Source organism: Streptomyces achromogenes subsp. achromogenes (assembly GCF_000720835.1).
Taxonomy (GTDB): domain Bacteria; phylum Actinomycetota; class Actinomycetes; order Streptomycetales; family Streptomycetaceae; genus Streptomyces; species Streptomyces achromogenes.
On the sequence record NZ_JODT01000031.1, the window covers coordinates 26,873 to 50,969 of the forward strand.

General features: G+C 72.0%; 20 protein-coding genes. 9 read left to right on the forward strand and 11 right to left on the reverse strand.

The window, feature by feature from the left end; translation table 11 throughout:
* Positions 1-5: 5 nt before the first annotated feature.
* Positions 6-395, reverse strand: coding sequence for a DUF192 domain-containing protein (locus IH25_RS0128025; RefSeq protein ID WP_030616471.1), 390 nt, complete (start codon positions 393-395; stop codon positions 6-8).
* 51 nt (positions 396-446) lie between these two features.
* On the opposite strand from IH25_RS0128025, the gene IH25_RS0128030 reads away from it, so the two are divergent.
* From IH25_RS0128030 to IH25_RS0128055, 6 genes are all read left to right on the forward strand, one after another.
* Positions 447-1,355 carry an LLM class flavin-dependent oxidoreductase gene (locus IH25_RS0128030; RefSeq protein ID WP_268694947.1) on the forward strand — a complete coding sequence of 303 codons (909 nt, stop codon included), beginning with the start codon at positions 447-449 and terminating at the stop codon, positions 1,353-1,355.
* Between the two features lie 73 nt (positions 1,356-1,428).
* The gene (locus tag IH25_RS0128035) at positions 1,429-2,214 is read left to right on the forward strand and encodes a class I SAM-dependent methyltransferase (protein ID WP_030616477.1); all 786 of its coding nucleotides are present in this window, start codon (positions 1,429-1,431) and stop codon (positions 2,212-2,214) included.
* Between the two features lie 765 nt (positions 2,215-2,979).
* Complete coding sequence (locus IH25_RS0128040) at positions 2,980-3,753, forward strand: isoprenyl transferase (protein WP_030616480.1); 774 nt, start codon at positions 2,980-2,982, stop codon at positions 3,751-3,753.
* 349 nt (positions 3,754-4,102) lie between these two features.
* A complete protein-coding gene (locus tag IH25_RS0128045) occupies positions 4,103-5,428 on the forward strand; it encodes a PhoH family protein (RefSeq protein WP_030616483.1) in 1,326 nt (441 codons plus the stop codon).
* A 398-nt stretch (positions 5,429-5,826) separates the two neighbouring features.
* Positions 5,827-6,543: an aggregation-promoting factor C-terminal-like domain-containing protein gene (locus tag IH25_RS0128050; RefSeq protein WP_030616486.1), complete on the forward strand. Its 717-nt coding sequence runs from the start codon at positions 5,827-5,829 to the stop codon at positions 6,541-6,543.
* A 151-nt stretch (positions 6,544-6,694) separates the two neighbouring features.
* Positions 6,695-8,149, forward strand: a complete 1,455-nt coding sequence (locus tag IH25_RS0128055; protein WP_037655739.1) for an AI-2E family transporter — start codon at positions 6,695-6,697, stop codon at positions 8,147-8,149.
* A gap of 20 nt (positions 8,150-8,169) precedes the next feature.
* Here IH25_RS0128055 and IH25_RS0128060 read toward each other — a convergent pair whose 3' ends face one another.
* Together IH25_RS0128060 and IH25_RS0128065 are read right to left on the reverse strand one after the other, a co-directional pair.
* Positions 8,170-8,703 carry an alkyl hydroperoxide reductase gene (locus IH25_RS0128060; protein WP_030616493.1) on the reverse strand — a complete coding sequence of 178 codons (534 nt, stop codon included), beginning with the start codon at positions 8,701-8,703 and terminating at the stop codon, positions 8,170-8,172.
* A 3-nt stretch (positions 8,704-8,706) separates the two neighbouring features.
* Entirely contained in the window at positions 8,707-9,261 is a 555-nt protein-coding gene (locus IH25_RS0128065; protein WP_030616495.1) for a peroxiredoxin, read from the reverse strand.
* Positions 9,262-9,396: 135 nt separating this feature from the next.
* Here IH25_RS0128065 and IH25_RS0128070 point away from each other — a divergent pair, with 135 nt between their 5' ends.
* A complete protein-coding gene (locus IH25_RS0128070) occupies positions 9,397-10,350 on the forward strand; it encodes a LysR substrate-binding domain-containing protein (protein ID WP_030616497.1) in 954 nt (317 codons plus the stop codon).
* 99 nt (positions 10,351-10,449) lie between these two features.
* Here the strand turns inward: IH25_RS0128070 and IH25_RS0128075 are convergent, their stop codons facing one another.
* The 5 genes from IH25_RS0128075 to IH25_RS0128095 all read right to left on the reverse strand — a co-directional run bounded on the left by IH25_RS0128075 (position 10,450) and on the right by IH25_RS0128095 (position 15,310).
* Positions 10,450-12,783 carry an ABC transporter permease gene (locus IH25_RS0128075; protein ID WP_030616499.1) on the reverse strand — a complete coding sequence of 778 codons (2,334 nt, stop codon included), beginning with the start codon at positions 12,781-12,783 and terminating at the stop codon, positions 10,450-10,452.
* Positions 12,780-13,469: an ABC transporter ATP-binding protein gene (locus IH25_RS0128080; protein ID WP_030616500.1), complete on the reverse strand. Its 690-nt coding sequence runs from the start codon at positions 13,467-13,469 to the stop codon at positions 12,780-12,782. The genes IH25_RS0128075 and IH25_RS0128080 overlap by 4 nt, the downstream gene beginning before the upstream one ends.
* A complete protein-coding gene (locus tag IH25_RS0128085; protein WP_030616502.1) occupies positions 13,466-13,990 on the reverse strand; it encodes a PadR family transcriptional regulator in 525 nt (174 codons plus the stop codon). Before IH25_RS0128085 ends, IH25_RS0128080 begins: the two co-directional genes overlap by 4 nt.
* 160 nt (positions 13,991-14,150) lie before the next feature.
* A complete protein-coding gene (locus IH25_RS0128090; RefSeq protein WP_030616504.1) occupies positions 14,151-14,402 on the reverse strand; it encodes a type II toxin-antitoxin system antitoxin in 252 nt (83 codons plus the stop codon).
* Positions 14,399-15,310, reverse strand: a complete 912-nt coding sequence (locus IH25_RS0128095) for an SPFH domain-containing protein (RefSeq protein ID WP_030616506.1) — start codon at positions 15,308-15,310, stop codon at positions 14,399-14,401. The genes IH25_RS0128090 and IH25_RS0128095 overlap by 4 nt, the downstream gene beginning before the upstream one ends.
* Positions 15,311-15,526: 216 nt before the next feature.
* On the opposite strand from IH25_RS0128095, the gene IH25_RS0128100 reads away from it, so the two are divergent.
* Positions 15,527-17,854: a transglycosylase domain-containing protein gene (locus IH25_RS0128100; protein WP_030616508.1), complete on the forward strand. Its 2,328-nt coding sequence runs from the start codon at positions 15,527-15,529 to the stop codon at positions 17,852-17,854.
* A gap of 69 nt (positions 17,855-17,923) precedes the next feature.
* Here the strand turns inward: IH25_RS0128100 and IH25_RS0128105 are convergent, their stop codons facing one another.
* The 3 genes from IH25_RS0128105 to IH25_RS0128115 all read right to left on the reverse strand — a co-directional run bounded on the left by IH25_RS0128105 (position 17,924) and on the right by IH25_RS0128115 (position 22,465).
* On the reverse strand, positions 17,924-20,026 hold the full coding sequence (locus IH25_RS0128105; protein ID WP_030616511.1) for a SpoIIE family protein phosphatase: 2,103 nt from the start codon (positions 20,024-20,026) through the stop codon (positions 17,924-17,926).
* A 268-nt stretch (positions 20,027-20,294) separates the two neighbouring features.
* Positions 20,295-20,984, reverse strand: a complete 690-nt coding sequence (fomD, locus tag IH25_RS0128110; protein WP_030616515.1) for a cytidylyl-2-hydroxypropylphosphonate hydrolase — start codon at positions 20,982-20,984, stop codon at positions 20,295-20,297.
* Between the two features lie 83 nt (positions 20,985-21,067).
* Positions 21,068-22,465, reverse strand: a complete 1,398-nt coding sequence (locus IH25_RS0128115; protein WP_030616517.1) for a class II fumarate hydratase — start codon at positions 22,463-22,465, stop codon at positions 21,068-21,070.
* Between the two features lie 103 nt (positions 22,466-22,568).
* On the opposite strand from IH25_RS0128115, the gene IH25_RS0128120 reads away from it, so the two are divergent.
* On the forward strand, positions 22,569-24,092 hold the full coding sequence (locus IH25_RS0128120; RefSeq protein ID WP_030616520.1) for a ricin-type beta-trefoil lectin domain protein: 1,524 nt from the start codon (positions 22,569-22,571) through the stop codon (positions 24,090-24,092).
* Positions 24,093-24,097 lie beyond the last annotated feature (5 nt).

The following is a 24,097-nucleotide window of genomic DNA, read 5'->3' on the forward strand; positions in this document are numbered from 1 at the left end:
CTCCGTCACGAAGTGCGCGACTCCACCCACCCCTCCACCTCCACCCGCACACCAGCCCGTACCCCCCACGCCGCCATCGCCCCGGCCGCCGCCTCCAGGACGTGCCGGGCGCGTGGGCGCGGCAGGCCCAGGCGGCCCGGGGGCATCGTGCGCACGGCGAGGACGGTGAGGCGGCGGTCCAGGTAGGCCACGTCGATCGGGATCCGCATCCCGAACGTGTGCACCCCGCTCGCCGGTGACAGCAGCATCGCCCCGTCCACCGCGTCCCGGCCCAGCAGGCCCCTGGTACGGGCCCGGTAGGAGGCCGCGACCTCCAGCGGAACGGAGGCGGCCGGCACCTCCCCGGTGTCCGTCCGCACGACCAGCAGCCCCCGCCCGTCCCGCCAGCGCCCCATGGCCCGCCCTCCGCTTTCCGTGGCTGCCAACTCGCCACATCCGTAAATGCGTTGTCCTTTCGCGTCCTCCCCACTAGGAAGGGCGCTATGACAGGACTCGGTGCCGTATTCCGCCCCCAGCTTCCTCCCGAGCGACTGCGGGCCGTCGCCCGCGTCGCGGACGAGACGGGGCTCGACGAACTGTGGCTGTGGGAGGACTGCTTCCTGGAGGGCGGCGTGTCCACGGCCGCCGCCGCGCTCGCCTGGACCGAACGGGTGCGGGTCGGCATCGGGCTGCTGCCCGTGCCGCTGCGGAACGTGGCCGTCACCGCGATGGAGGCGGCCTCGCTGGAGCGCATGTTCCCCGGGCGGGCCGTGCTGACCGTGGGACACGGCGTGCAGGACTGGATGGGCCAGGTCGGCGCCCGCGCCGCCTCGCCGCTCGGCCTCCTCGGCGAACACCTCGACGCCCTGCGCGCCCTGCTGCGCGGGGAGCGGCTCAGCGTGCGCGGGCGGTACGTCCGACTGGACGACGTCGCCCTCGACTGGCCGCCGCCGCGCCCGGTCGACATCCTCGCGGGCGCGACCGGCCCCCGTACGCTCCGGCTCAGCGGCGAGAAGGCCGACGGCACCCTCCTCACCTCCGCCACGCCGGCGGACGGCGTACGGCGGGCCCGGGAGCTGATCGAGGAGGGGCGGCGGTCGGCCGGCCGCACCGGCGCGCACCGGATCGTCGTCTACCTGCTGACCGCGACGGGCGCCGGCGCCGAGTCCCGGCTGCGTGCCGAGCTCGCCGCCGAGGGCCTGGCGTCGGTGCCGGACCTGGGCGTCGCCGGGGACGCGGAAGCGGTGGCCGAGGCGGTACGGCGGCTGGCCGAGGCCGGCGCGGACACCGTCGTCCTCCAGCCGACGGCCGACGAACCCGACCCGGAGTCCTTCGTACGCTTCGCGGCGGAACAGGTCGCACCCCTGATCCGCTGATCGTTCGGCCGAGGGGGTGCCGGGCCTGGGAAATCCGCGCGCCCCCGCGCCGCTCACCTGGGATCATGGCCGTATGAGCGCCGACCGTTCCTTCGAAGACCTCGTGGCCGAGGGTGTCGCCGTGCCCACCGAGGGGTGGGACTTCTCGTGGTTCGAGGGGCGGGCCGGCGAGGCGCGGCCGTCGTGGGGGTATGCCCGGTCGGCGGGGGAGCGGCTGGCGGGGGCCGAGGCCGCGCTGGACATCCAGACCGGTGGCGGGGAGGTGCTGGACTTCGCGCTGGGGCGGGCGGAGCCGGCCCGGCCGGTGCTGGTGACGGCGACCGAGGGCTGGCCGCCGAACGTGGCCAGGGCCACCGCCCTGCTGCGGCCCCGCGGCGTCGTCGTGGTCGCCGCCCCGGACGACGCGCCGCTGCCCTTCGCCGACGAGGCGTTCGACCTGGTGCTCAGCCGGCACCCGGTGCGTCCGCACTGGGCAGAGATCGCCCGGGTGCTGCGGCCCGGCGGGACGTACTTCGCCCAGCACGTGGGGCCCGCCAGCGTCTTCGAACTGGTCGAGTACTTCCTCGGGCCCCAGCCGGAGGAGGTGCGCCGGGCCCGTGACCCCGAGCGGGAGCGGGCCGACGCCGAGGCGGCCGGGCTGGAGGTGGCCGGCCTGCGGGCGGAGCGGCTGCGGATGGAGTTCCACGACATCGCCGCCGTCGTCCACTTCCTGCGCAAGGTCGTCTGGATGGTCCCGGGCTTCACGGTCGAGGCCCATGAGGCACGGCTGAGGGCACTGCACGAGCGCATCCGGAACGAGGGACCGTTCGTCGCGCACAGCACCCGGCACCTCTTCGACCTGCGCAAACCGGAACGCTGACCCGTAGGCGCACAGAAGCGGGCCGGAACAACGGCACGTACGCAAGTCGTCACGCTCAGGAAACCGGGTTTCCACATTGTTATCGCCCCGGGTTCACATGAGTCCCATCCGTCACGTAAGTTCAGACCAAGGTAATTCGCGCCGGCAAAGCCGCGCGGCCGGCAGCGTGCGGTGGAGGGGGCCGCGCGACGCCGTGGAACCGCCTCGGGCCACCCCCCGGACACCGGACCGGGCCCCGGCGCCGTAGCGGAACGGTCAAGTCCGCCCCGTGTCGGCGGGGTCGCCCATCGGAGGGACCCGGGACGACATCGCGGTGTTTCCCCGAGACGGCCCAACCCTTGTGAATCCGTTTGCATCCGAGCGGATTCTCCTGGGAATCCACTGTGAACCGCCCCGGAAACACCCCTGAATCCCGCATTCCGCGAACGGCCCGGCGTCGTCGCGCGATTCCGGAGAGTAGTTGTGGGGCGTCGATGCACCCACCATCCCTTACGAAGGGTTATGGTGGAAACCCCCCCTCGGGCCGGTCCGTCTCCCCCCCACGGACCGGCCCGTTTTTTCTTGGCGGCGGACGGCGGGGTTCCGGAACCACCCGCCCCCGGTCCGGCGTCCCCCCGAAGGGGCGCGGCCCCCGGCGGTGTACGACACCGGCGCGTGGCCAAACCCCAAACCGGACCGAGCCCGAGGCAGCGGTAGGCTCAACGGCTCCGGCTCCCCCTACGGCTCCGGCACCCCCTACCCCGCGCCCAACCCCCGGAGGGTCACGTGAACCTGCGCGACAAGCTGCGCGGTCTGCTCGTCAGGCTCTACGCACGCCGGGTGGAAGGTCACCTGGATCACGCTCAGGTGCCCAAGCACATCGGCGTCATCGTGGACGGCAACCGCCGCTGGGCGAAGGCGTCCGGCTCCAGCACCGAACACGGGCACCGGGCCGGTGCCGACAAGATCACGGAGTTCCTCGGCTGGTGCTCCGAGACCGACGTCGAGGTGGTCACGCTGTGGCTGCTGTCCACCGACAACTTCGAACGGCCGCAGGCGGAACTGGTCCCCCTGCTCGGCATCATCGAGGACGTCGTGCGCACCCTCGCCGCCGACGGCCGCTGGCGGGTGCACCACGTCGGCGCGATGGACCTGCTGCCCGCCGGCATGCAGCGCACGCTGAAGGAGGCCGAGGAGGCCACCGCCCACAACGGCGGCATACTCGTCAACGTGGCCATCGGCTACGGCGGCCGGCAGGAGATCGCCGACGCCGTGCGCTCCATGCTGCACGAGGCGCAGGACCGGGGCCTGTCCATGGAGGAGGTCGCCGAGTCCGTCGACATCGACATGATCGGCCGTCACCTCTACACCGGCGACCAGCCCGATCCGGACCTGGTCATCCGCACCAGCGGCGAGCAGCGGCTGTCCGGATTCATGCTCTGGCAGACCGCTCACTCCGAGTACTACTTCTGCGAGGTCTTCTGGCCGGCCTTCCGGAAGGTCGACTTCCTGCGCGCCCTGCGCGACTACGCCGCACGTCACCGCCGTTACGGCGGCTGACCGCCCCCGCACCGCCCCGTCGCCGCCCGGTGACGGGGCGTCGTCGTGTCTCCCGATTGGCGCAGGCGTAACAAGGAGTTCACCGGCCCGCCGGTGGCCGCATTTGCATGGCGGCGCGTGTTCGAGGGCATAAACCCAACAGGTCGACGCCCGAACCACGGGCGTCGGATCTCAGCGGGCGGCTCGGGGCCGTCCGCCCGGGAGGCCCTTTGCACCAGCCCGACCGTGCGGTCACGGCACGGAATCAGCCGCGGCGGGCCGGTTCACGGCCCGCCGTGCGCGGGGGCCAGACACCGGTCCAGCAACTCCTCGTCGCTCCCCGACCACATCCGAGGGGGTACGTCCTTCCGTGGTGACCAGCACAAAGCGCCACAAGCCCGACCGGCGCACCTATGTTCTCGACACCAGCGTCCTGCTGGCCGATCCCAACGCCCTGACCCGCTTCGAGGAACACGAGGTCGTGCTCCCCGTCGTGGTGATCACGGAGTTGGAGGCCAAGCGGCACCATCCCGAACTCGGCTACTTCGCCCGGCAGGCCCTGCGCCTGCTGGACGACTACCGGGTCCGGCACGGCCGCCTCGACGCACCCATCCCGACCGGGGACCTCGGCGGAACGCTCCGGGTCGAGCTCAACCACTCGGACCCCAGCGTGCTGCCCACGGGCTACCGACTGGGCGACAACGACTCCCGCATCCTCGCGGTGGCCCGCAACCTCCAGGCCGAGGGCTACGACGTCACCGTCGTGTCCAAGGACCTGCCGCTGAGGATCAAGGCGTCCTCCGTCGGTCTCCTCGCCGAGGAGTACCGGGCCGAACTCGCCATCACGGAGAACTCCGGCTGGACGGGGATGTCGGAACTCACCCTGCCCGGCGAACAGGTGGACATCCTCTTCGAGGAAGGACACGTGTACGTCCCGGAGGCGGCTGGTCTGCCCGTGCACACCGGCCTGACCATCCAGTCCGAGCGCGGCAAGGCGCTCGGCCGGGTCACCGCCGAGGGCAACGTCCGCCTGGTGCGCGGCGACCGGGAGGCGTTCGGCATCAAGGGCCGCAGCGCCGAGCAGCGCATCGCGCTCGACCTGCTGCTGGACCCGGACGTCGGGATCGTCTCGATGGGCGGCCGGGCCGGCACCGGCAAGTCGGCGCTGGCGCTGTGCGCGGGCCTGGAGGCGGTGCTGGAGCGCCGTCAGCACCAGAAGGTGATGGTCTTCCGGCCGCTGTACGCCGTCGGCGGCCAGGACCTGGGCTATCTGCCGGGCACCGAGGCGGAGAAGATGAGCCCGTGGGCGCAGGCCGTCTTCGACACCCTCTCCGCGGTCACCAGCCGCGAGGTCATCGAGGAGGTCACCGCGCGCGGGATGCTGGAGGTGCTCCCGCTCACCCATATCCGCGGCCGCTCGCTGCACGACGCGTTCGTGATCGTCGACGAGGCGCAGTCGCTGGAGAAGAACGTCCTGCTGACCGTGCTGTCCCGGATCGGCGCGGGCTCCCGGGTGGTCCTCACCCATGACGTGGCCCAGCGGGACAACCTGCGCGTGGGCCGCTACGACGGAGTGGTCGCCGTGGTGGAGAAGCTGAAGGGGCATCCGCTCTTCGCCCACGTCACGCTGACCCGGTCCGAGAGATCCCAGATCGCCGCACTGGTGACCGAGATGCTGGAGGACGGCCACATCTGATCCGGCCGCACACCGGTGGGCGCCGCCCGGCAAAGGCTCAAGAGCCTAGCCGGGCGGCGCCGTCATGCGTGGGACTTTCCTGAAATCCCCAGGGCCAAACGGGATGTGAGCTTTCACACGCAACACAGAATTGCCACACGGCGTCCGGTTACGGCAGAGTCTCGTTCCTGTCAGGCCCCGCATACGACACAGTCGTGCCCCCAGCGGCACGGCGCCCCGCAGGCCCCACCAACTCCATAGAGTCGTCGTATGCCGCCCGCGCACCACGCGGCGCTCCCCGCAGGGGAGTTGCCCACCGGGCCCGCGCCTCCCGTGACCCCGCAGTTGGGAGGCCTGTGTCAGGGGCACGATCGCGTCCGCCAGGGTCACCGAAGCGGGCGATGCTGGAAGGAAACCGTGTGAGCCGGATTTCGGTCCGGGGATTCGCAGTGGCCTCGGCCACCGCGGTCACCGCTGTCGGAAGCGTCGTCGGCGTTGCCTCGGGCAGCACCGCGCAGACCAACGACGCCGCCGAGGCGACGGCAGCCGACACCACGCTCCTCGCGGACATACCCGCGGGTCAGCAGGCGCAGGTGCAGACCGCGTCCCTGACGCAGCAGGCCGACGCGCAGGCCATCGCCGCGGACGCGAGCGCCAAGAAGGACGCCGAGGAGGCGGCCCGCAAGGCAGCCGCCGAGACCGCGATCGCGAAGAAGAAGGCCGCCGAGGAGAAGGCCGCCGAGGCCGCCAAGGAGGCCAAGGAGCGCCTCGAGGCCAAGGCCGCGGCCAGCCGTGGCGGGATCGATGTCCGCGACTCCTCCAGCTTCCCGGTCCAGGGCAGCTACAGCGTGGCGCAGATCCAGGCGATGGCGCGCCAGATGGTGGCCGGCGGCCAGTTCGCCTGCTTCAGCAACATCGTGGACCACGAGTCCAGCTGGAACTACCAGGCGGTCAACGCCTCCTCCGGTGCCTACGGTCTCTTCCAGGCCCTGCCCGCCGGCAAGTACGCCTCGGCCGGCGCCGACTGGCGGACCAACCCGGCGACCCAGATCAAGTGGGGCCTCAACTACATGAACGAGCGGTACGGCAGCCCCTGCCAGGCCTGGTCGTTCTGGCAGGCCAACCACTGGTACTAGGCCACCCGCCGGCCCACCCGGCCCCGGCCCGGCCTCGCGCAGCCCTTCCCCGTTCCCAGGGGAGGGGCTTTCGCCCTGTACGGTCTAACGCGGACGACTCCACGGGGGAGTGGTGGCGAGTACGCGGGGACGCGGGGGAAGGGGACGGAGCATGGCGCGAGTACCACGATGGCTGGGCCGGATCGGACGCGGTCTGGCCGAGATGAGCGAGCGGCTGGACGAGCGCCGCGCCGAGGTGGAGAAGGAGCGGGACGAGCCCGGTCCCGAACCGGCGGCCGAGGTGTCCGCCGCCGAGCCGGCGACCCCGCCCGCCCGCGGGACCGCGCCGCCCGTCCGCCGGGCCGCGCCCGGCCGCCGGCCGGATCCCGCCGAGGCCGTGCCCTGGGGCGTCCGGGTCGCCGCCGAGGCGGGCTGGCGACTGCTGGTGCTGGCCGGCACCCTGTGGGTGCTGATGCGGGTCATCAGCGCGGTCCAGCTGGTGGTGTTCGCCTTCGTCATCGCCCTGCTGGTCACCGCCCTGCTCCAGCCGACGGTCGCCCGGCTCACCCGGCGCGGGGTGCCGCGCGGACCGGCCACGGCGCTCACCGCCATCAGCGGGTTCGTCGTCATCGGTCTCATGGGCTGGTTCGTGACCTGGCAGGTCATGGAGAACATCGACACGCTCTCCAACCAGATCCAGTCCGGCATCGACGACCTGCGCAACTGGCTGCTGAAGAGCCCCTTCCACGTCACCGACAAGCAGATCAACCAGATCGCCAAGAACCTCCGCGAGGCGATCGGCGCCAACGCCGACCAGATAACGTCCGCGGGCCTGGAGGGCGTCCAGGTCATCGTGGAGGCCCTCACCGGCATCCTGCTGGTGTTCTTCTCGACGCTCTTCCTGCTCTACGACGGCAAGCGCATCTGGGAGTGGTTCCTGAAGCTGGTGCCCGCCGCCGCCCGCCCGGGCGTGGCCGGGGCCGGCCCGCGGGCCTGGCGCACGCTGACCGCCTATGTGCGCGGCACGGTGCTGGTCGCCCTCATCGACGCGATCTTCATCGGCATCGGCATCTACTTCCTGGACGTGCCGATGGCCGTCCCGCTGGCCGTGTTCATCTTCCTGTTCTCGTTCATCCCGCTGGTCGGCGCGGTCGCCTCCGGCGCGCTCGCGGTGATCGTCGCACTGGTCACCCAGGGCGTGTTCGCGGCCCTGATGACGCTGGTGGTGGTGCTCGCGGTGCAGCAGATCGAGGGCCATGTGCTGCAGCCGTTCATCCTCGGCCGCGCGGTGCGGGTGCATCCGCTCGCGGTGGTCCTGACCGTGGCCGCCGGCGGCATGGTGGCCGGCATCGGCGGCGCCGTGGTGGCCGTACCGCTGGTCGCGGTGACCAACACGGTGGTGGGGTATCTGCGGACGTACGCGCAGCAGCAGTCCGGTGAGGCCGTGGACGAGGACGGTGCCGCCGGGACGGAAGCGGACGCTCCGGCCTCCGGCGAGGGACCCGGGAAGCCCGCCGGCGCGGACTCCGCGGACTCCGGGGACAACCAGGACACCCCGGACGCCGAGGACAAGGCCGCCAAGGACACCGACGCCGGGAACGACGAAGACCCCGCCCACCAGGAGTGAGCGGGGTCTTCGCAGGGGTCCTACTCGGCCAGGACGGCCTCGGCGTCCACGGTGACGGCGATCGCCTGCACCACGGAGGCGATCTTGAACGCCTCCTGGACGGTCTCGCGCTCCACGCCGGCCTTGCGCAGCACCTGCTCGTGCGAGTCCAGGCACATGCCGCAGCCGTTGATCGCGGAGACCGCGAACGACCACAGCTCGAAGTCGACCTTCTCCACGCCCGGGTTGCCGATGACGTTCATCCGCAGGCCCGCGCGCAGGGTGCCGTACTCGTGGTCGGACAGCAGGTGCCGGGTGCGGTAGAAGACGTTGTTCATCGCCATGATGGCGGCGGCCGACTTGGCGGCCTGGTACGCCTCCGGCGACAGGTTCGCCTTCGCCTCCGGCTCCAGCTCACGCAGCACGATCGGGGAGCGGGAGGCGATCGCGGTCGCCAGCACCGTGCCCCACAGCTGCTGCGCCGGCAGCTCCGAGTTGCCGATGACCGAGCCCAGGTTGAGCTTCAGGTCCTTGGCGTAGTCCGGGATACGGGACTTCAGGGAGTCGAGGGACATGGGTCACTCACCGGCCAGCAGCGCGACCGGGTCGAGGGTCTCGTCGCCCTTGGACCAGTTGCACGGGCACAGCTCGTCGGTCTGCAGGGCGTCCAGCACCCGCAGGACCTCCTTGGGGTTACGGCCCACGGAACCGGCGGTGACCATCGTGAACTGGATCTCGTGGTTCGGGTCGACCACGAAGACGGCGCGCTGGGCGTAGCCGTCCTCGCCCTCGATGCCGAGGTCGCGCATCAGCTCGTGCTTGGGGTCCGCCATCATCGGGAACGGCAGGTCGGTCAGGTCCGGGTGGTCCTTGCGCCAGGCGTGGTGCACGAACTCGGAGTCACCGGAGAAGCCGAGGATCTGGGCGTCGCGGTCGGCGAACTCCTCGTTCAGCTTCCCGAACGCGGCGATCTCGGTCGGGCACACGAACGTGAAGTCCTTGGGCCAGGCGAAGACCACGAGCCACTTGCCCTCGTAGGACTTGTGGTTGATCTGCGCGAACTCCTTGCCCTTCTCCAGCGAGACGCAGGCGGTCAGATCGAACTCGGGGAACTTGTCACCGACAGTGAGCACAGGCTCTCCTTGCAGCGAAGAAACTTCCCTTTTGGGGGGCGTTTCCCATGGGGTTGGACTCTGCCGATGGTGGCACAGGGTGCATTGATTAGGGAAATAGCTACACTCGGTCGTGTTGATTGGAGGTGCTTATCAGTGACGGTAGGCAACGGAAAGCGACGGCAGCCGACCCTGTCGCAGCTGCGGGCGTTCGTCGCCGTCGCCGAGCATCTGCACTTCCGGGACGCGGCGGCGGCCATCGGGATGAGCCAGCCCGCCCTGTCCGGCGCCGTCTCCGCGCTGGAGGAGACCCTCGGGGTGACCCTCCTCGAGCGTACGACGCGCAAGGTGCTGCTCTCGTCCGCGGGGGAGCGGCTGGCCGTGCGGGCCAAGGCGGTGCTGGACGAGGTCGGCGCGCTGCTGGAGGAGGCCGAGGCGGTCCGGGCGCCGTTCACGGGCGCGCTGCGCCTCGGGGTGATCCCGACCGTCGCGCCGTATCTGCTGCCGGCCGTGCTCCGGCTGGTGCACGAGCGCTACCCGCAGCTCGACCTGCAGGTGCACGAGGAGCAGACCGCCAGCCTGCTCGACGGCCTGCACTCCGGCCGGCTCGACCTGTTGCTGCTCGCGGTGCCGCTCGGTGTCCCCGGCGTGGTCGAACTCCCCCTGTTCGACGAGGACTTCGTGCTCGTCACCCCGCTCGACCACTGGCTCGGCGGCCGGGAGGGCATACCCCGCGAGGCCCTGAGGGAGCTGCATCTGCTGCTCCTGGACGAGGGCCACTGCCTGCGCGACCAGGCCCTCGACATCTGCCGTGAGGCGGGCCGCGAGGACGCGCCGGTCACCACCACGGCCGCCGGGCTGTCCACGCTGGTCCAGCTGGTGGCGGGCGGCCTCGGCTGCACGCTGCTGCCGCGCACCGCGCTGAAGCTGGAGACCTCCCGCAGCAGCCAGCTGCTCACCGGCTGCTTCGCCGACCCGGCCCCGAGCCGCCGGGTCGCCTTCGCCATGCGCGCGGGCGCGGCCCGCGCCGCCGAGTACGAGGAACTGGCGGCGGCGCTGCGGGAGGCGCTGCGGGCCCTGCCGGTGCGGGTGCTGGACGGGCCGGAGTAGCGCTCCCGCGCCCGAAGGGGTGCGGGTCTGTATCGGCATGCGGCTCCGCCGCGTGGGCGCGACCGGCCACAACGGCGCCGCACCCGGCCCACGACGGACTCACTCCGTGCGCAGCCCCTCCGGCCGCATCATGCGCAGCAGCGGCGGCAGGCTCAGCAAGGTGACCACCAGGACCACTCCCGCGCCCGCGCCCGCCATCGACAGCACGCTCGCCCACTCCACGGACACCGCCGTGTCCGTCATCTTCAGCAGCACCGAGCCGAGGGCCACGCCCACCGTCGAGGCCAGCAGCAGCCCGAGCGAGACCGGTACCGCCGTCTGCCACAGCACCGACAGCCCCAGTGTGCGGCGCCGGGTGCCGAAGGCGACCAGCGACGACAGCAGCTTGCGCCGCTCGCGCAACTGCTCCAGCTGGGAGACCAGCAGGCTCGCCCCGATCAGCACCAGCACGCAGACCGCGCCGACGAACAGACCGGTGCGCAGGGAGGTGTACTTCCGGGACTCGGTGGTCGCCGTCCAGTGCCAGACGGACGCGAGCCGGTCCACCCGTGCCGCGGTGTTCCGCACGTACTGGTCCGCTTCCGGCACCGACAGGTCCAGGCGGGCGTAGACCTGGTGGTACATCGTCGACGCGGCCCCGGACGGCAGCGCGGACGGGGTGACCAGCAGGCCGTTGACGTACGACTGGAGCGCGTCCTTGCGCGCGGTGACCTGGCGCACTCCGGCCGGTACCGTCCACGGGATCTCGCGCCCGCGCACGCCGTCCGAATAGCTGGCGTCGATGAAGCCGTGCCGGCCCGGCCGGGCGAAGGCCAGGTCGTCGGGCTCGTCGCGGGGGTCCGGGACGACGAACACGTCACCGTCCCGGCAGGACGGCAGGTGTGCCAGTTCACGCAGCGCGGCACAGTCGCCGACGGTGATGCCCACCGTGGTGCCGGGGTCGCGGCGCCGGTCGCCCACCGAGCCGGAGGAGATCGCCACCGCCGCCCGTACACCCTTGGTCCGGGGGAACTCGCGGGCCGCCGCGGGCAGCGCGGACCCGTTCGAGAGGTTGATCTCCACCGACGCGCGGTCCGGATCCTGGCCGGTGTTCCGGGTGTACTGCCCTTCGACACCCGCGAACAGCATCTGCAGCGCGATCGCCCCGGCCACCGCCACGGCGATGCCGTTGACCATGCGGGCCGCCGTACCGCTGCTCAGCTGGAGCCGGCGCACGGCCAGCTGCCAGGAGACCGGACCCGCGCCGAGCCGGGCCACGACCGCCTCCACCGCCCAGGGCAGCAGTGCGCTGACGCCGACCAGGAGCAGCAGCACGCCGCCGATGACCAGGTATTCGTTGAAGTCGCCGTGGGACCGGCCCTTGCCGATCATCGGGTACAGCAGCGCGAGGCCCGCCAGGGGCAGCAGCAGCCGCCACCACAGGCGCCGCCGGGCCTGCTTGGCCGTGCGCACCACGCCGAGCGGTTCGACGGCGACCCCGCGCATCGCGAACAGCGTCACCCCCACCGCGGCGGCCGGGACCGCCACCGCGACCAGGACGGCCAGGGCCAGGGAAGGGTTGAGATAGCTCGGGAAGATGCTCACGCCGAGCACCTCGACCGAGCCCGCCGCCTGCCGTCCGACCAGGAAGAACACGGTGCCGACGGCTAGGCCGAGCAAGGCTCCGGCCAGCGCCTCGCCCGCCGCGATCCGGCGGGTCATCCGACGGTCGGACCCGACCAGCCGCAGCGCGGCCAGCCGGCGGTCGCGCCGCTCGCCGCCGAACCGCACGGCCGCGGCGATGAACACGGCGACCGGGGTGAGCAGGGCGACGAACACCACCAGCGTCATCATGATGAGCACCGGGTCGGCCCGTTCGGGGGTCGGGTGCCGGTCCCCGAACGCGGTCAGCCGTACCACGTGCGAGTTGTCCTCCCTCACCGCCAGGTGGTCGGCGCCCGCGTAGAAGGCCAGTTCGTGCGAGCCGATCAGCCCGGGCTCGCCGATCGTGCCGGTGATCCGGTCCGCCAGCCGTTCCCGCAGCAGCCTGCCCTCGTCGGAGGTGAGCAGTTTCTTCAGCGCGGGGGAGACCACCATCTCGCCCGGCGCGGGGAAGCGGTCCACGCCCGGCGGCAGCGGCGCCCGCGCGCCCTCGGGTTCGAGGAAGCGTCCCCGGACGTCCTTGTCGTGCCACCTGGTGTCGGCCATGCCGACCAGCACGGTGTTCCCGCCCTTCGGCGGCACCTTCTCGCTGTAGGTGAGGTCCGTGCGGGCCTGCTCGCGCTGGTGCCGTGCCGCCAGCACGTTCGGCACCGCGGTCGTCAGCAGCAGCAGTGCCACGCCGAGGCCCACGCCGACCGCCGTCAGCACCATCCGGACCCAGCCCTCGCGCCCGCCGGTGACGGCGAACCGGACGCCCATGCCCAGGTCCCTGGACCACTGCCGGAGGTTCATATGGCGCGCTCCATGTCCCGGGACCTGCCGTCGCGTACGACGATCTCCCGGTCGGAGTAGGCGGCCACCCGGGCCTCGTGGGTGACCAGCACCACGGCCGCGTTGGTGGAGCGGGCCGCGTCGGTCAGCAGCTCCATCACCCGTTCGCCGTTGAGGGAGTCGAGCGCGCCGGTCGGCTCGTCGGCGAACACCACCCGGGGTCCGGTGACCAGCGCCCGCGCCACCGCGACCCGCTGGCCCTGGCCGCCGGAGACCTCGCCGGGCCGCTTGCCCTTGAGGTCGTCCACCTCCAGGCGCTCCATCCAGGTGAGCGCGGCCCGCTCGGCCTCCTTGCGGGGGCTGCCGTTCAGCCGCAGCGGCAGGGCCACGTTCTCCACACAGGTCAGCTCCGGCACCAGCTGGCCGAACTGGAAGACGAACCCGAAGTCGCTGCGGCGCAGCGCGCTGCGCGCGGTGTCGCTCAGGCCGGAGAGTTCGCGGCCGTCGTAGGTGATGGAGCCGGAGTCGGGCGGCACGATGCCGGCCAGGCAGTGCAGCAGCGTCGACTTGCCGGAGCCGGAGGGGCCCATCACGGCGACGACCTCGCCGGGGTGGATGGAGAAGTGGGCGCCGTCGAGCGCGACCGTGGGGCCGAAGGTCTTGCGCAGGTTCTCGGCGGCGAGCAGGGAGCCGGGGGGAGGGGTCACCGGGTCACCGCCGCACGGAGCTTGTCGAGGCGCGCGGCGGTCAGTTCCAGCCAGCGCAGGTCGGCCTCCAGGTGGAACAGGGCGTGGTCGCAGATCAGTTGGTCGGCGAGGTCGCCCTTGCGCTTGCGGTCGGTGAGGATGCGCATGCTGCGCAGGTGCTCGGACCGCTGGGTGTCGAGGATGTCGGCGGCGTCGCGGTGGGTGAGGAGGGCGAGGACGACCTTGGTGTAGAGGGTCGACTGGAGGTACTCCTCCGGCTTCTCCGGGGTGGCGAGCCAGCGTTCGACGTCGGTGATACCGGCGTCGGTGATGGCGTACCGCTTCCGTTCGGGGCCGCCGCCGGCCTCGATCCCGTCGACTTCCACGAGACCGTTCTTCAGCAGCCGGGACATCGTGGAGTAGACCTGGCCGTAGTGCAGCGGCCGGTCGTGACCGAACTTCTCGTCGAAGGCGCGCTTGAGGTCGTAGCCGTGGCGCGGGCCGGACTCCAGGAGTCCGAGGAGGGTGTGACCGATGGACATGACGGCACTCTACACAGCGTGTATACCCACCATGTATACACCGGGTGCAGAGTGGGCGAGCGGGAGTATGTCGGCGCAGGTCAGACGCCTTTGTCAGACTTTCGTAACAGCCGCGGGCGCCCGGTACGACGACGGCCGGGCCCCGGTACGGGAGCCCGGCTCAGGCCGGCGGGGTGTCGGGGGCGGAGTCGCCGGGCGGCCGGCCCCGGCGGGGCAGCGGACCCGCGTCCCCCGGGAGCCGCCCCGCCTCCGCGAGGGCGCGCCGCAGCAGGAACTCGATCTGCGCGTTCGCCGACCGCAGCTCGTCCCCGGCCCAGCGGGCCAGCGCCTCGTACACCGCCGGGTCCAGCCGCAGCAGCACCTGCTTGCGCTGCCGCGGCCGGTTCCCGGGTGTGGGTGCCGGGTCGGTCACTGGTAGAGGGTTCCGGTGTTCAGGACCGGCTGCGGGGCGCGGTCCCCGCACAGCACCACCATCAGGTTCGACACCATCGCCGCCTTCCGCTCCTCGTCCAGGTCCACGATGTCCGCCTCCGCTATCCGGGCCAGCGCCGCCTCCACCATGCCCACGGCGCCGTCGACGATCTGCCGCCGGGCCGCGACGACCGCGCCCGCCTGCTGCCGCTGGAGCATCGCCGAGGCGATCTCGGGAGCGTACGCCAGATGCGTGAACCGGGACTCGACGATCTCCACTCCGGCCGTCTCCACCCGGGCCTGGAGCTCGCGGGCCAGCTTCTCGGTGATCTCCTCGGCGTTGCCGCGCAGCGAGAGGCCGTCCTCGTCGTGGGAGTCGTAGGGGTACTCGATGGCGATGTGCCGCACGGCCGTCTCGGTCTGCGTGGCGACGAACTCGGCGAAGTCGTCCACCTCGAAGGTGGCCTGGGCGGTGTCGCGCACCTTCCACACCACGACCGCGGCCAGCTCGATCGGGTTGCCGTAGGCGTCGTTGACCTTCAGCACGGCGGTCTCGTGGTTGCGCACCCGGGTGGAGATCCGGGTCCGGGAGGTGAACGGGTTCACCCAGCGCAGGCCGTCCTGCCGGATGGTGCCCCGGTAGCGCCCGAAGAGCTGGACCACCCGGGCCTCGCCCGGCGCCACCGTGTTCAGGCCGCGCATCGCGATCAGGGCCGCGAGCAGCACGACGACACCGGCGGCGACGAGCCCGCCCCGGACGCCGGCCGAGGAGACGGCCCCGGCGGTCCCGAACAGGGCGGCGGCGGCGCCGAGCCCGAGCAGGCCGAGCAGCAGCGCGAGCCCGCCGCCGATGCTGTGGGCCTGGAACTCGCGCACACGCGGAGCGGGCATCTCGGGTATGTCGGTCATGGGGGTTCCCCGTTCGTTGGAGCATCTAGCGTTGGTCTAGCTAAGTGATATCACTTTTTCGAATGCAGGCAACCCTGTGCGACCCCCGAACGTCGGTTCCCTACGGGTGGGTGCTGATTGTCACGTCCATAAAAGACCGGATCGGTCGCCCTTTGTCATATAGGCGGGTGTTAGCTTTCCAAGCTGACCCCGAGACGGAAGCGAGCGTAGGGACCCATGGGACGAGCGGAAGAGAGACGAGCGCGACAGCGTGGTGGTCACCGCGCGGCGCCCAAGCGCCGCCGCTCCGAACCCGCGGCGGCCGGCAAACCCCCCAAGAGTCTCCTGCGCCGGATGTTCACCTGGAAGAAGATCCTCGGCACCGTCTTCGGCGTGTGCCTGCTCGCCATCCTCGGCTTCGTCGGCCTGTACCTGTACGTCGACATCCCCGAGGGCAACGCCGCCGCCCGGCAGCAGAGCAACGTCTACAAGTTCAGCGACGGCACGCTGCTGGCCCGCAGCGGCAAGGTCAACCGCGAGATCGTGGACCTGTCCAAGGTGCCCCGCAAGGTCCAGCTGACCTTCGTCGCCGCCGAGAACAAGAGCTTCTACAGCGACTCCGGCGTCGACTTCAAGGGCACCGCCCGCGGCCTGCTCAACACCCTGCGCGGCCGGGGCAAGCAGGGCGGTTCCACGATCACCCAGCAGTACGTCAAGAACTACTACCTCAACCAGGACCAGACCGTCACGCGCAAGCTGAAGGAGCTGGTCATCTCGTTGAAGGTGGACCGCGAGAAGTCCAAGGACGACATCCTCGCCGGCTACATCAACACCAGCTACTACGGCCGCAACGCCTACGGCATCCAGGCCGCCGCCCAGGCCTACTTCGGCATCGACGCCGAGGACCTCTCGGTCGAGCAGGGCGCCTATCTGGCCGCGCTGCTCCAGGCGCCAAGCCAGTACGACTGGGCGGTGGCGACCGACACCGGCAAGCGGCTGGTCACCGAGCGCTGGAACTACGTCCTGGACAACATGGTCGAGGAGGGCTGGCTCACCAAGGACCGGCGCACGGCCATGCGCTTCCCCAAGATCAAGGAGCCCAAGCGCGCCCCCGGCCTCGACGGGCAGAAGGGTTATCTGGTCGAGCTGGCCAACCAGCAGCTCGAACAGCAGCTCATGGCGCAGGAGGGCCTGACCCAGTCGCAGGCGGAGAACGCGGTCGAGGGGAAGGGCTGGACCATCACCCTCAACATCGACCGCAAGAAGCAGGCCGCGCTGGAGCGGGCCGTCCGCAGCGAGCTGACCAGCAAGCTCGACAAGACCAAGCGCAAGGTCGACGGCGACATCCAGCCCGGCGCCGTCTCCGTGGACCCCGAGACCGGCAAGATCGTGGCGCTCTACGGCGGCCAGAACTACTACGAGCACTGGACGAGCAACGCCACCCGCAGGGACTACCAGCCGGCGTCCACCTTCAAGCCGGTCATCCTCGCCGCCGCCCTGGAGCGCGAGGCCACCACGCAGGCCGGCAAGCCCATCACCGCCAACACCGTCTACGACGGCGACAACCGGCGCCCGGTGCTGGACCACGGCCGCCCGGTCGGCTTCGCCCCGCCCAACGAGGACGAGGCCGACTACGGCAGGATCACCGTCCAGGAGGCGATGAACAAGTCCGTCAACTCCGTCTTCGCGCAGATGGGCGTCGACGTCGGCATGGACAACGTCATGAGCACGGCGAGCAGCCTCGGCATGGACACCAAGGGCATGCCGGCGGTGCCCGCCCAGACGCTCGGCTCGATGGGCGCGAGCCCCCTGGAGATGGCCGGGATCTACGCCACCTTCGCCAACCACGGCCACAAGGTGACCCCGACCATCATCAAGTCGGCCGAGAGCAAGAGCCGCACGGTGGACATGCCGGACCCCGTCGGCGGTACGGTGCTCAGCCGCACGGCCGCCGACACGGTCACCTCGGTGCTCACCGGCGTGGTGGACGACGGCACGGCCAAGACGTCCGTCGCCGCCAACCCGCTGCGTGACGGCCAGCAGGTGGCCGGCAAGACCGGCACCTCCGACGAGAACAGGTCCGCCTGGTTCACCGGCTACACCCCCGACCTGGTCACCTCCGTCGGCCTGTTCGGCGAGGACCCGAAGACCCACGGCCATGTGTCCATGGAGGGCGCGACCGGACTGCTTCCGGGGCGCGGCCGGATCAACGGCGGCGGCTACCCGGCGCAGATCTGGGCCGCCTACACCTTCGGCGTCACCGACCGGTCCGCGTTCGAACTGGACACCACCCAGGGCGCGGCCGTCGCGCCGCCCCCGCCGCCGTCCAGCAGCGCGCCGCCGACCCCGTCCACGACGCCGTCGCAGACCCCGTCCGAGACCCCGAGCGAGACGCCGTCCCACACGCCGTCGCAGACGCCGTCCCAGACGCCGAGCCGGACGCCGTCCCACACGCCGTCGCAGACGCCGTCCCAGACGCCCACCACCGGGCTGCCGACCGAGCCCACCACCGAGGAGCCGCCCGACCCGGACGACGACGGCCGCTTCGGCCACCTCGGCCAGTAGGACCCGCACACGCCAAGGGGCGCCCGGAGGAGACTCCGGGCGCCCCTTGGCGTCGTAGCGCCGTCCGGCTCAGCGGTTCAGCTCGAACCACACCACCTTGCCGGTGCTCAGCCGGGTCGCGCCCCAGCGCCGGGCCAGCTTGTTGACCAGGTACAGGCCGCGCCCGCCCTCGTCGGTGGCCCGGGCCTGCCTCAGGCGCGGCAGCTGCGGCACGTCGTCGCCGACCTCGCAGCGCAGCACGTCCGTGCGCAGCAGCCGCAGCGTCACCGGCCGCGACGCGTACCGCACCGCGTTCGTCACCACCTCGCTGACCAGCAGCTCCACCGAGTCCGACAGGTCCTCCAGGTCCCACCGGGCGAGCGCCCGGCGGGCCAGCCGGCGGGCCTGGCCGGGGGCGGTGCGCTCCGGCTCCAGCGTCCAGTACGCGACATCGCTCGGCGCGATCCCGTCGAACCGGGCCGCGAGCAGCGCGATGTCGTCGTCCCGGTCGCCCGGGCCGAGCATGTCCAGCACCTCGTCGCACAGCGCTTCCAGCGGCGGCGGATGGTCCGGCCCGGTCAGCTGCGCGGTCGCGGCCAGCCGCTCCCGCAGCTGCTCTATGCCGGTCCACACGTCCCGCAGCCGGGACTTCACCAGCCCGTCGGTGTACAGCAGCAGGGTTGCCCCGGCGGGCGCGTCCAGCTCCACCGCCTCGAAGTCCACCCCGCCGACCCCGATCGGCGCGCCCGGCGGCACCCGTAGCACCTCCGCCCGGCCGCCCAGGTGCAGCAGCACGGGCGGCGGGTGGCCGGCGTTGGCGATGGTGATGCGGTGCGTCACCGGGTCGTAGACCGCGTACAGGCAGGTCGCCATGCGGTCGGTGCCCAGGCGCTGCGCCTGCTCGTCCAGGTGGTGCAGCACTTCCTGCGGCGGCAGATCGAGCCCGGCCAGCGTCTGCGCGGTGGTGCGCAGCTGGCCCATGATCGCCGCCGAGGTCATCGAGTGGCCCATCACATCGCCGACGACCAGGGCGACCCGGCTGCCCGGCAGCGGGATCGCGTCGTACCAGTCGCCGCCGACCCGCGCGGTCTCCGCCGCCGGCAGATACCGCGAGGCCAGCCGGACACCGGTGGGCCGGGGCAGGGTCTCGGGCAGCATGGTGCGCTGCAACTCGTCGGCGATGTACGCCTCCCGGCCGTACAGCACCGCCTTGTCGATGCCCAGCGCGCTGTGCGTGGCCAGTTGCGCGGCCACCAGCAGGTCGTCCGCCTCGAACGCCGGCTGGTCCGGGCGGCGCAGGAACAGCGCCGCGCCGATCACCCGGCGCCGGCCGCGCAGCGGCGCGAGGATCGCGTGCTGCCCGCCCGGTACGACGCCCTCGCCGCTCTCGCCGAGCAGTTCGGGCAGCGCGGCCCGGGCGGCGGGCGCGTCCGCGAACACCGGGCGCACCCCGCGCAGCACCTCGTTCAGCGCGCCGCCCGGCCGTACCTCGCACAGCTCGGTGGTCAGCGCCGACAGGTCCGCCAGCACCGACGGCTCCGGCTCCGGCTCGAACGCCGCCGGCAGCAGCACCCCGTCGGTGTCCCGCTCGTCCGGTATCCGGTCGGTGCGCCGCAGCCGCAGCACCACCGGACCGGTGGGCCGCTCGTCGCCGACCGGCAGCGGATCGCGCAGATAGACCAGGATCGCGTCGGAGAACGTCGGCACGGTGGCCCGGCACAGGCCCATCACGATCTCGTCCAGATCGAGCCCGCGGGCGATGCGCCGGGTGGCCGCGCCCACGAACCTGAGCCGGTCGCCGTCCCGCCGCATCGGCATCGGCCGCCCCGAGGGCACCGTCCGCCCGGTACGGCGCTCCGGACCGCCCGGCGCGCGCTCCGGATCGGCGCCGGGCTGTGCCGGGATGCCGTCCGGCGCGGGCCGCGGGCGCAGCGCGTCGGGTTCGGTGATGGCGGGCTGGGAGTGTTCGGGGCCGCCCACCGGGTGCTCCTTCCCCATGCCGTCCTTTCCCTTGCCACGGGACGTGGCCGTGCCCGGGCCGGCGGGCGTGGTGTCGGCACGGGCCTGCGCGGGTAAGGCCGGCTCGACGGGTTGCCGCGCGGACTGCTCCGGGGCACACAGGAACGCCCCGCGGGCCTCCGCGGGGTCGGCGCCCGGCTGGGGGCGCTCGATGGAGGTGGGCTGCTCCGTCACGCGTGTCGCATCCGTCCGTCCGGGGCTGCGCGCCGGATGCGCCGGGCGCGCAGTTGGTCCCGCCGAAGTCCCGATACCCGCAATACGTGCCCAGGGAACGGAATTCCCGCGGGGCCGGCTTTCGTGGTGGTGCCCTGGTACCCCTCGCTCACGTCCTGCCGTCCCTCGGTGACGATCGGTCAGCCCCGGCGCATGCTCCGGTAGTTGCGTTCACGCGCCCTTGCGGAGGACGATCCTACGTTTCTCGCCCGGGGGCGCATCAAGGGTCTCATGAGGACACATGCGCGGGCGTGCGGTCCCAGTCCTCGGGTAGAGAAGGTACTCCCCAGGAGGGATCCGGGCGCCAGTTCTGCCAGCCGTCCGGGAACGGCGGTCCCCACGCGCGGATGACGTCCACCGCCTCGAGGCCCGCCGCCCGCACCCGTTCTGCGGTCGCCGGGTCCATCAGCCCGTCCCGCTGGGCCTGCGCGAACTCGTCCTCGTCCCGCCAGCGCCAACTGCGGTCCGGCTCCACGGTGATGTCCAGGAAGTGGTCCTCGGAGTCCACCCCGCCCGCCCAACGCATAAGCGGCTGCTCCAGGTTGACGTACCAGTTCTTGAACCGCCAGCCGGGCTCCCAGAACAGCCACACCGACCAGGGCCGGCCGGGCTGGGCGAGTTTCAGCACGCCCGTGCCGAACCAGCGGTCCCGCCGCACCGTGCGCGGCTTGGTGTAGCGGGACTCCAGCGGCTCCCGGTGCACGGGCGTGCCGTCGGCCAGGATCGGTTTCACGCACTCGGTGCCGGGGGCCAGCCACACCGCGAGTAGGTCGGCGTCGTCGCGTACGACGGTGACGGGCCGGGCGATGTGGAACTGCTCGCCCCCGTTCTCCCGGTAACGCCACAGGATGTGCGTTCCCGGGCTCCAGTGCGCCGCCGCTCCCGCCGTCACTCGTGCCATCGCTCCGTCGTCCGTCATGGACAGATTTTAGGTGCCGCCGGCATACGACGCTGCGGCGCGCGTCACGGCCGCCCCGGGTGGCCGGAAACGTTCGCCCGCGGTCACGGACGCGTCATCCGCAGGACGTCCAGCGCCTCGTCGAGCTGCCCGAGCGTCAGGTCGCCGCGCTCCACGTACCCGCTCTCCAGGACGACTTCGCGGATCGTCTTGCGCTCGGCGAGGGACTTCTTGGCGACCTTCGCGGCCTCCTCGTAACCGATGTACTTGTTCAGCGGGGTGACGACGGACGGGGACGACTCGGCGTACTCGCGGGCGCGTTCGCGGTCGGCGGTGATGCCGTCGACCGTCCGGTCGGCCAGCAGCCGGGAGACGTTGGCGAGCAGCCGGATCGACTCCAGGACGTTCTTGGCGAGGACCGGGAGCATCACGTTCAGCTCGAAGTTGCCGGCCGCGCCGGCGGTGGTGATGGTGGCGTCGTTGCCGATGACCTGCGCGGCGACCATCAGCACGGCCTCGGGGACGACCGGGTTGACCTTGCCCGGCATGATCGAGGAGCCGGGCTGGAGGTCGGGCAGCCGGATCTCGGCCAGACCGGTGCGCGGGCCGGAGGACATCCAGCGCAGATCGTTGGCGATCTTCGTCAGGCCGACCGCGATGGTCCGCAGCTGCCCGCTGGTCTCCACGATGCCGTCGCGGGCGCCCTGGGCCTCGAAGTGGTCGCGGGCCTCGGTCAGCGGCAGCCCGGTGACCCGGGCGACCTCCTCGATGACGGCGGCGGAGAAGCCGGGCGGGGTGTTGATGCCGGTGCCCACCGCCGTGCCGCCCAGGGGCAGTTCGGCCAGGCGGGGCAAGGACGCGTGCAGGCGCTCGACGCCGTACCGGACCTGTGCCGCGTACCCGCCGAACTCCTGGCCGAGGGTCACGGGGGTGGCGTCCATCAGATGGGTCCGCCCGGACTTCACCACGTCCGCGAACTCGGCGGACTTGCGCTCCAGGGCCGCGGCCAGGTGCTCCAGGGCCGGGATCAGATCGTGGGTGACGGCCGCGGTGGCCGCGATGTGGATCGAGGAGGGGAAGACGTCGTTGGACGACTGGGAGGCGTTGACGTGGTCGTTGGGGTGCACCTCGCGCCCGAGCCGCTCGCCGGCCAGCGTCGCGATGACCTCGTTGGTGTTCATGTTGGACGAGGTGCCGGAGCCGGTCTGGAAGACGTCCACCGGGAAGTGCTCGTCCCACCGGCCGGCGGCGACCTCCCCGGCCGCCTCCTGGATCGCCCCCGCGATGTCCTCGTCCAGCACGCCCAGCTCGGCGTTCACCTTGGCCGCCGCCGCCTTGATGCGGGCCAGGGCCTCGATGTGGGCCCGTTCGAGGCGCTGTCCGGACACGGGGAAGTTCTCGACGGCGCGCTGGGTCTGCGCGCGCCACTTGGCATGGGCCGGGACCCGGACCTCGCCCATCGAGTCGTGCTCGATCCGGTACTGCGGCTCTTCGGTCGTCATCGTCGTACCTCCGAAAACATGAGCACGTGTCGCGTCACGCGTATTCCCTATCTGACTACCCGCCAGTAAATACCGGGGGTAACACCTGCTTCGGGGAGGCGTCATGAAACGCGTCGGATCCATCGGGTCCAGGATCAGAGGTACGGCCGCCGCTGTCGCGACGGCCGCCACCGTGTTCGCGGGCCTCGCGGCCCCCACCGCCCACGCGGCCCCCGCCGCCACGGCGGCCACCCCCCTCCCGCCCGACCTGGAACGCGTCCGGGCCGCCGAGGCCACCGCCCTCTACGGCGACCCGGCCGAGCGGCCCCTGGCCGACCGCAAGACCTCGCTCATCTCCCTGGGTGACAGCGAGATATCCGGCGAGGGCGTCGGCTCCTACGAACCGGGCACCAACGGCCCGGACAACTGGTGCCACCGCTCGCCCCAGGCTGCCATCCACCGCACCGGCATCCCGGCCGACGTCACCTACAACGTGGCCTGCTCCGGCGCCTACACCGGCAACATCCGCATCGGCGGCGCCAGGCAGTACGCCGACGAACTCGTCCAGAGCGACAGCCTCGCCGTCAAGGCCCGCACCACCCGGATCAAGATGATCGTCCTCGTCGCCGGCGCCAACGACGACCTCCAGTTCGGGCCGGTGATGACCGACTGCGTCACCCGCTACCTCACCCTCCAGGGCACCTGCGAGCCGAAGTACGCGCCCGGCTGGCAGGCCCGGGTGGACGCCCTCGTACCCAAGGTGGAGGCCACCGTCGCCGACCTGAAGGCGGTGATGCGGGACGCGGGCTACGCCGACGGCGACTACAAGCTGGTCCTCATGGGCTACCCGAGCCCCATCGGCCCCGACATCCACGACAACCCCGACTTCCCGGGCAAGCTCCCGGGCGGCTGCACCGGCTACGACTCCGACAGCGCCTGGGGCCGCGACAGCGCCGTTCCGCTCTTCGAACGCGGCATGCGTGAGGCGGCCCGCCGCAGCGGCGCCTCCTACCTGGACAACTCCCGGCTCTTCCACGGCCACGAGGTCTGCATGGAGGACACCTGGGCGCGGGGCCTGTACGTGGACCTCGCGAACCCCTTCCCGCCGGACTCCGACTCGGTACGCCAGTCCTTCCACCCCAACGCCCGCGGCCACGCCGCCTTCGCCGCGTGCCTGACCCGGTTCTACGACTCCGGGCTGCGCGAGGCGGGATGCGCCGACCCGGCGAGCACCGGCACGCCCGAGCTGTACCCGGGCGCCTGGGACGACGCGTTCCGCCCGCTGACCGGCCAGGCCACCGGTGCCTGTCTCGACGCCTCGGGCGGAGCGAGCGCCGACGGCACCGAGGTCATCGGCTGGGACTGCCATGGGGGCCGCAACCAGGGCTGGTGGTACGACACCGGGCGGGGCGCGCTGCACCTGGAGCTGACCCACGACCGCTGTCTGGACGTGCCGGGCGGCTTCTACACCGCCGGCACGGGCCTGGTGCTGTGGAACTGCCACGGCGGCGCCAACCAGCGGTTCGTCCGCCAGTCGGGCACCCTGCGCCCGGCGGCGGCACCGGGCCTGTGTCTGACCCTGACGGCGGCGAAGGAGCGGGCCAGGCTCCAGCCCTGCGACGGCTCGGCGGCCCAGCGCTTCAGCTGACCGCC

Bases quoted from the DNA above. Each gene is read 5' to 3' on its own strand.
- IH25_RS0128100 (WP_030616508.1), top strand. From the start codon at position 15,527: ATGGGACGAGCGGAAGAGAGACGAGCGCGACAGCGTGGTGGTCACCGC.
- IH25_RS0128085 (WP_030616502.1), bottom strand. From the start codon at position 13,990: ATGTCCATCGGTCACACCCTCCTCGGACTCCTGGAGTCCGGCCCGCGC.
- IH25_RS0128095 (WP_030616506.1), bottom strand. From the start codon at position 15,310: ATGACCGACATACCCGAGATGCCCGCTCCGCGTGTGCGCGAGTTCCAG.
- IH25_RS0128025 (WP_030616471.1), bottom strand. From the start codon at position 395: ATGGGGCGCTGGCGGGACGGGCGGGGGCTGCTGGTCGTGCGGACGGAC.
- fomD (WP_030616515.1), bottom strand. From the start codon at position 20,984: ATGACGGACGACGGAGCGATGGCACGAGTGACGGCGGGAGCGGCGGCG.
- IH25_RS0128120 (WP_030616520.1), top strand. From the start codon at position 22,569: ATGAAACGCGTCGGATCCATCGGGTCCAGGATCAGAGGTACGGCCGCC.
- IH25_RS0128115 (WP_030616517.1), bottom strand. From the start codon at position 22,465: ATGACGACCGAAGAGCCGCAGTACCGGATCGAGCACGACTCGATGGGC.
- IH25_RS0128075 (WP_030616499.1), bottom strand. From the start codon at position 12,783: ATGAACCTCCGGCAGTGGTCCAGGGACCTGGGCATGGGCGTCCGGTTC.
- IH25_RS0128035 (WP_030616477.1), top strand. From the start codon at position 1,429: ATGAGCGCCGACCGTTCCTTCGAAGACCTCGTGGCCGAGGGTGTCGCC.
- IH25_RS0128055 (WP_037655739.1), top strand. From the start codon at position 6,695: ATGGCGCGAGTACCACGATGGCTGGGCCGGATCGGACGCGGTCTGGCC.
- IH25_RS0128060 (WP_030616493.1), bottom strand. From the start codon at position 8,703: ATGTCCCTCGACTCCCTGAAGTCCCGTATCCCGGACTACGCCAAGGAC.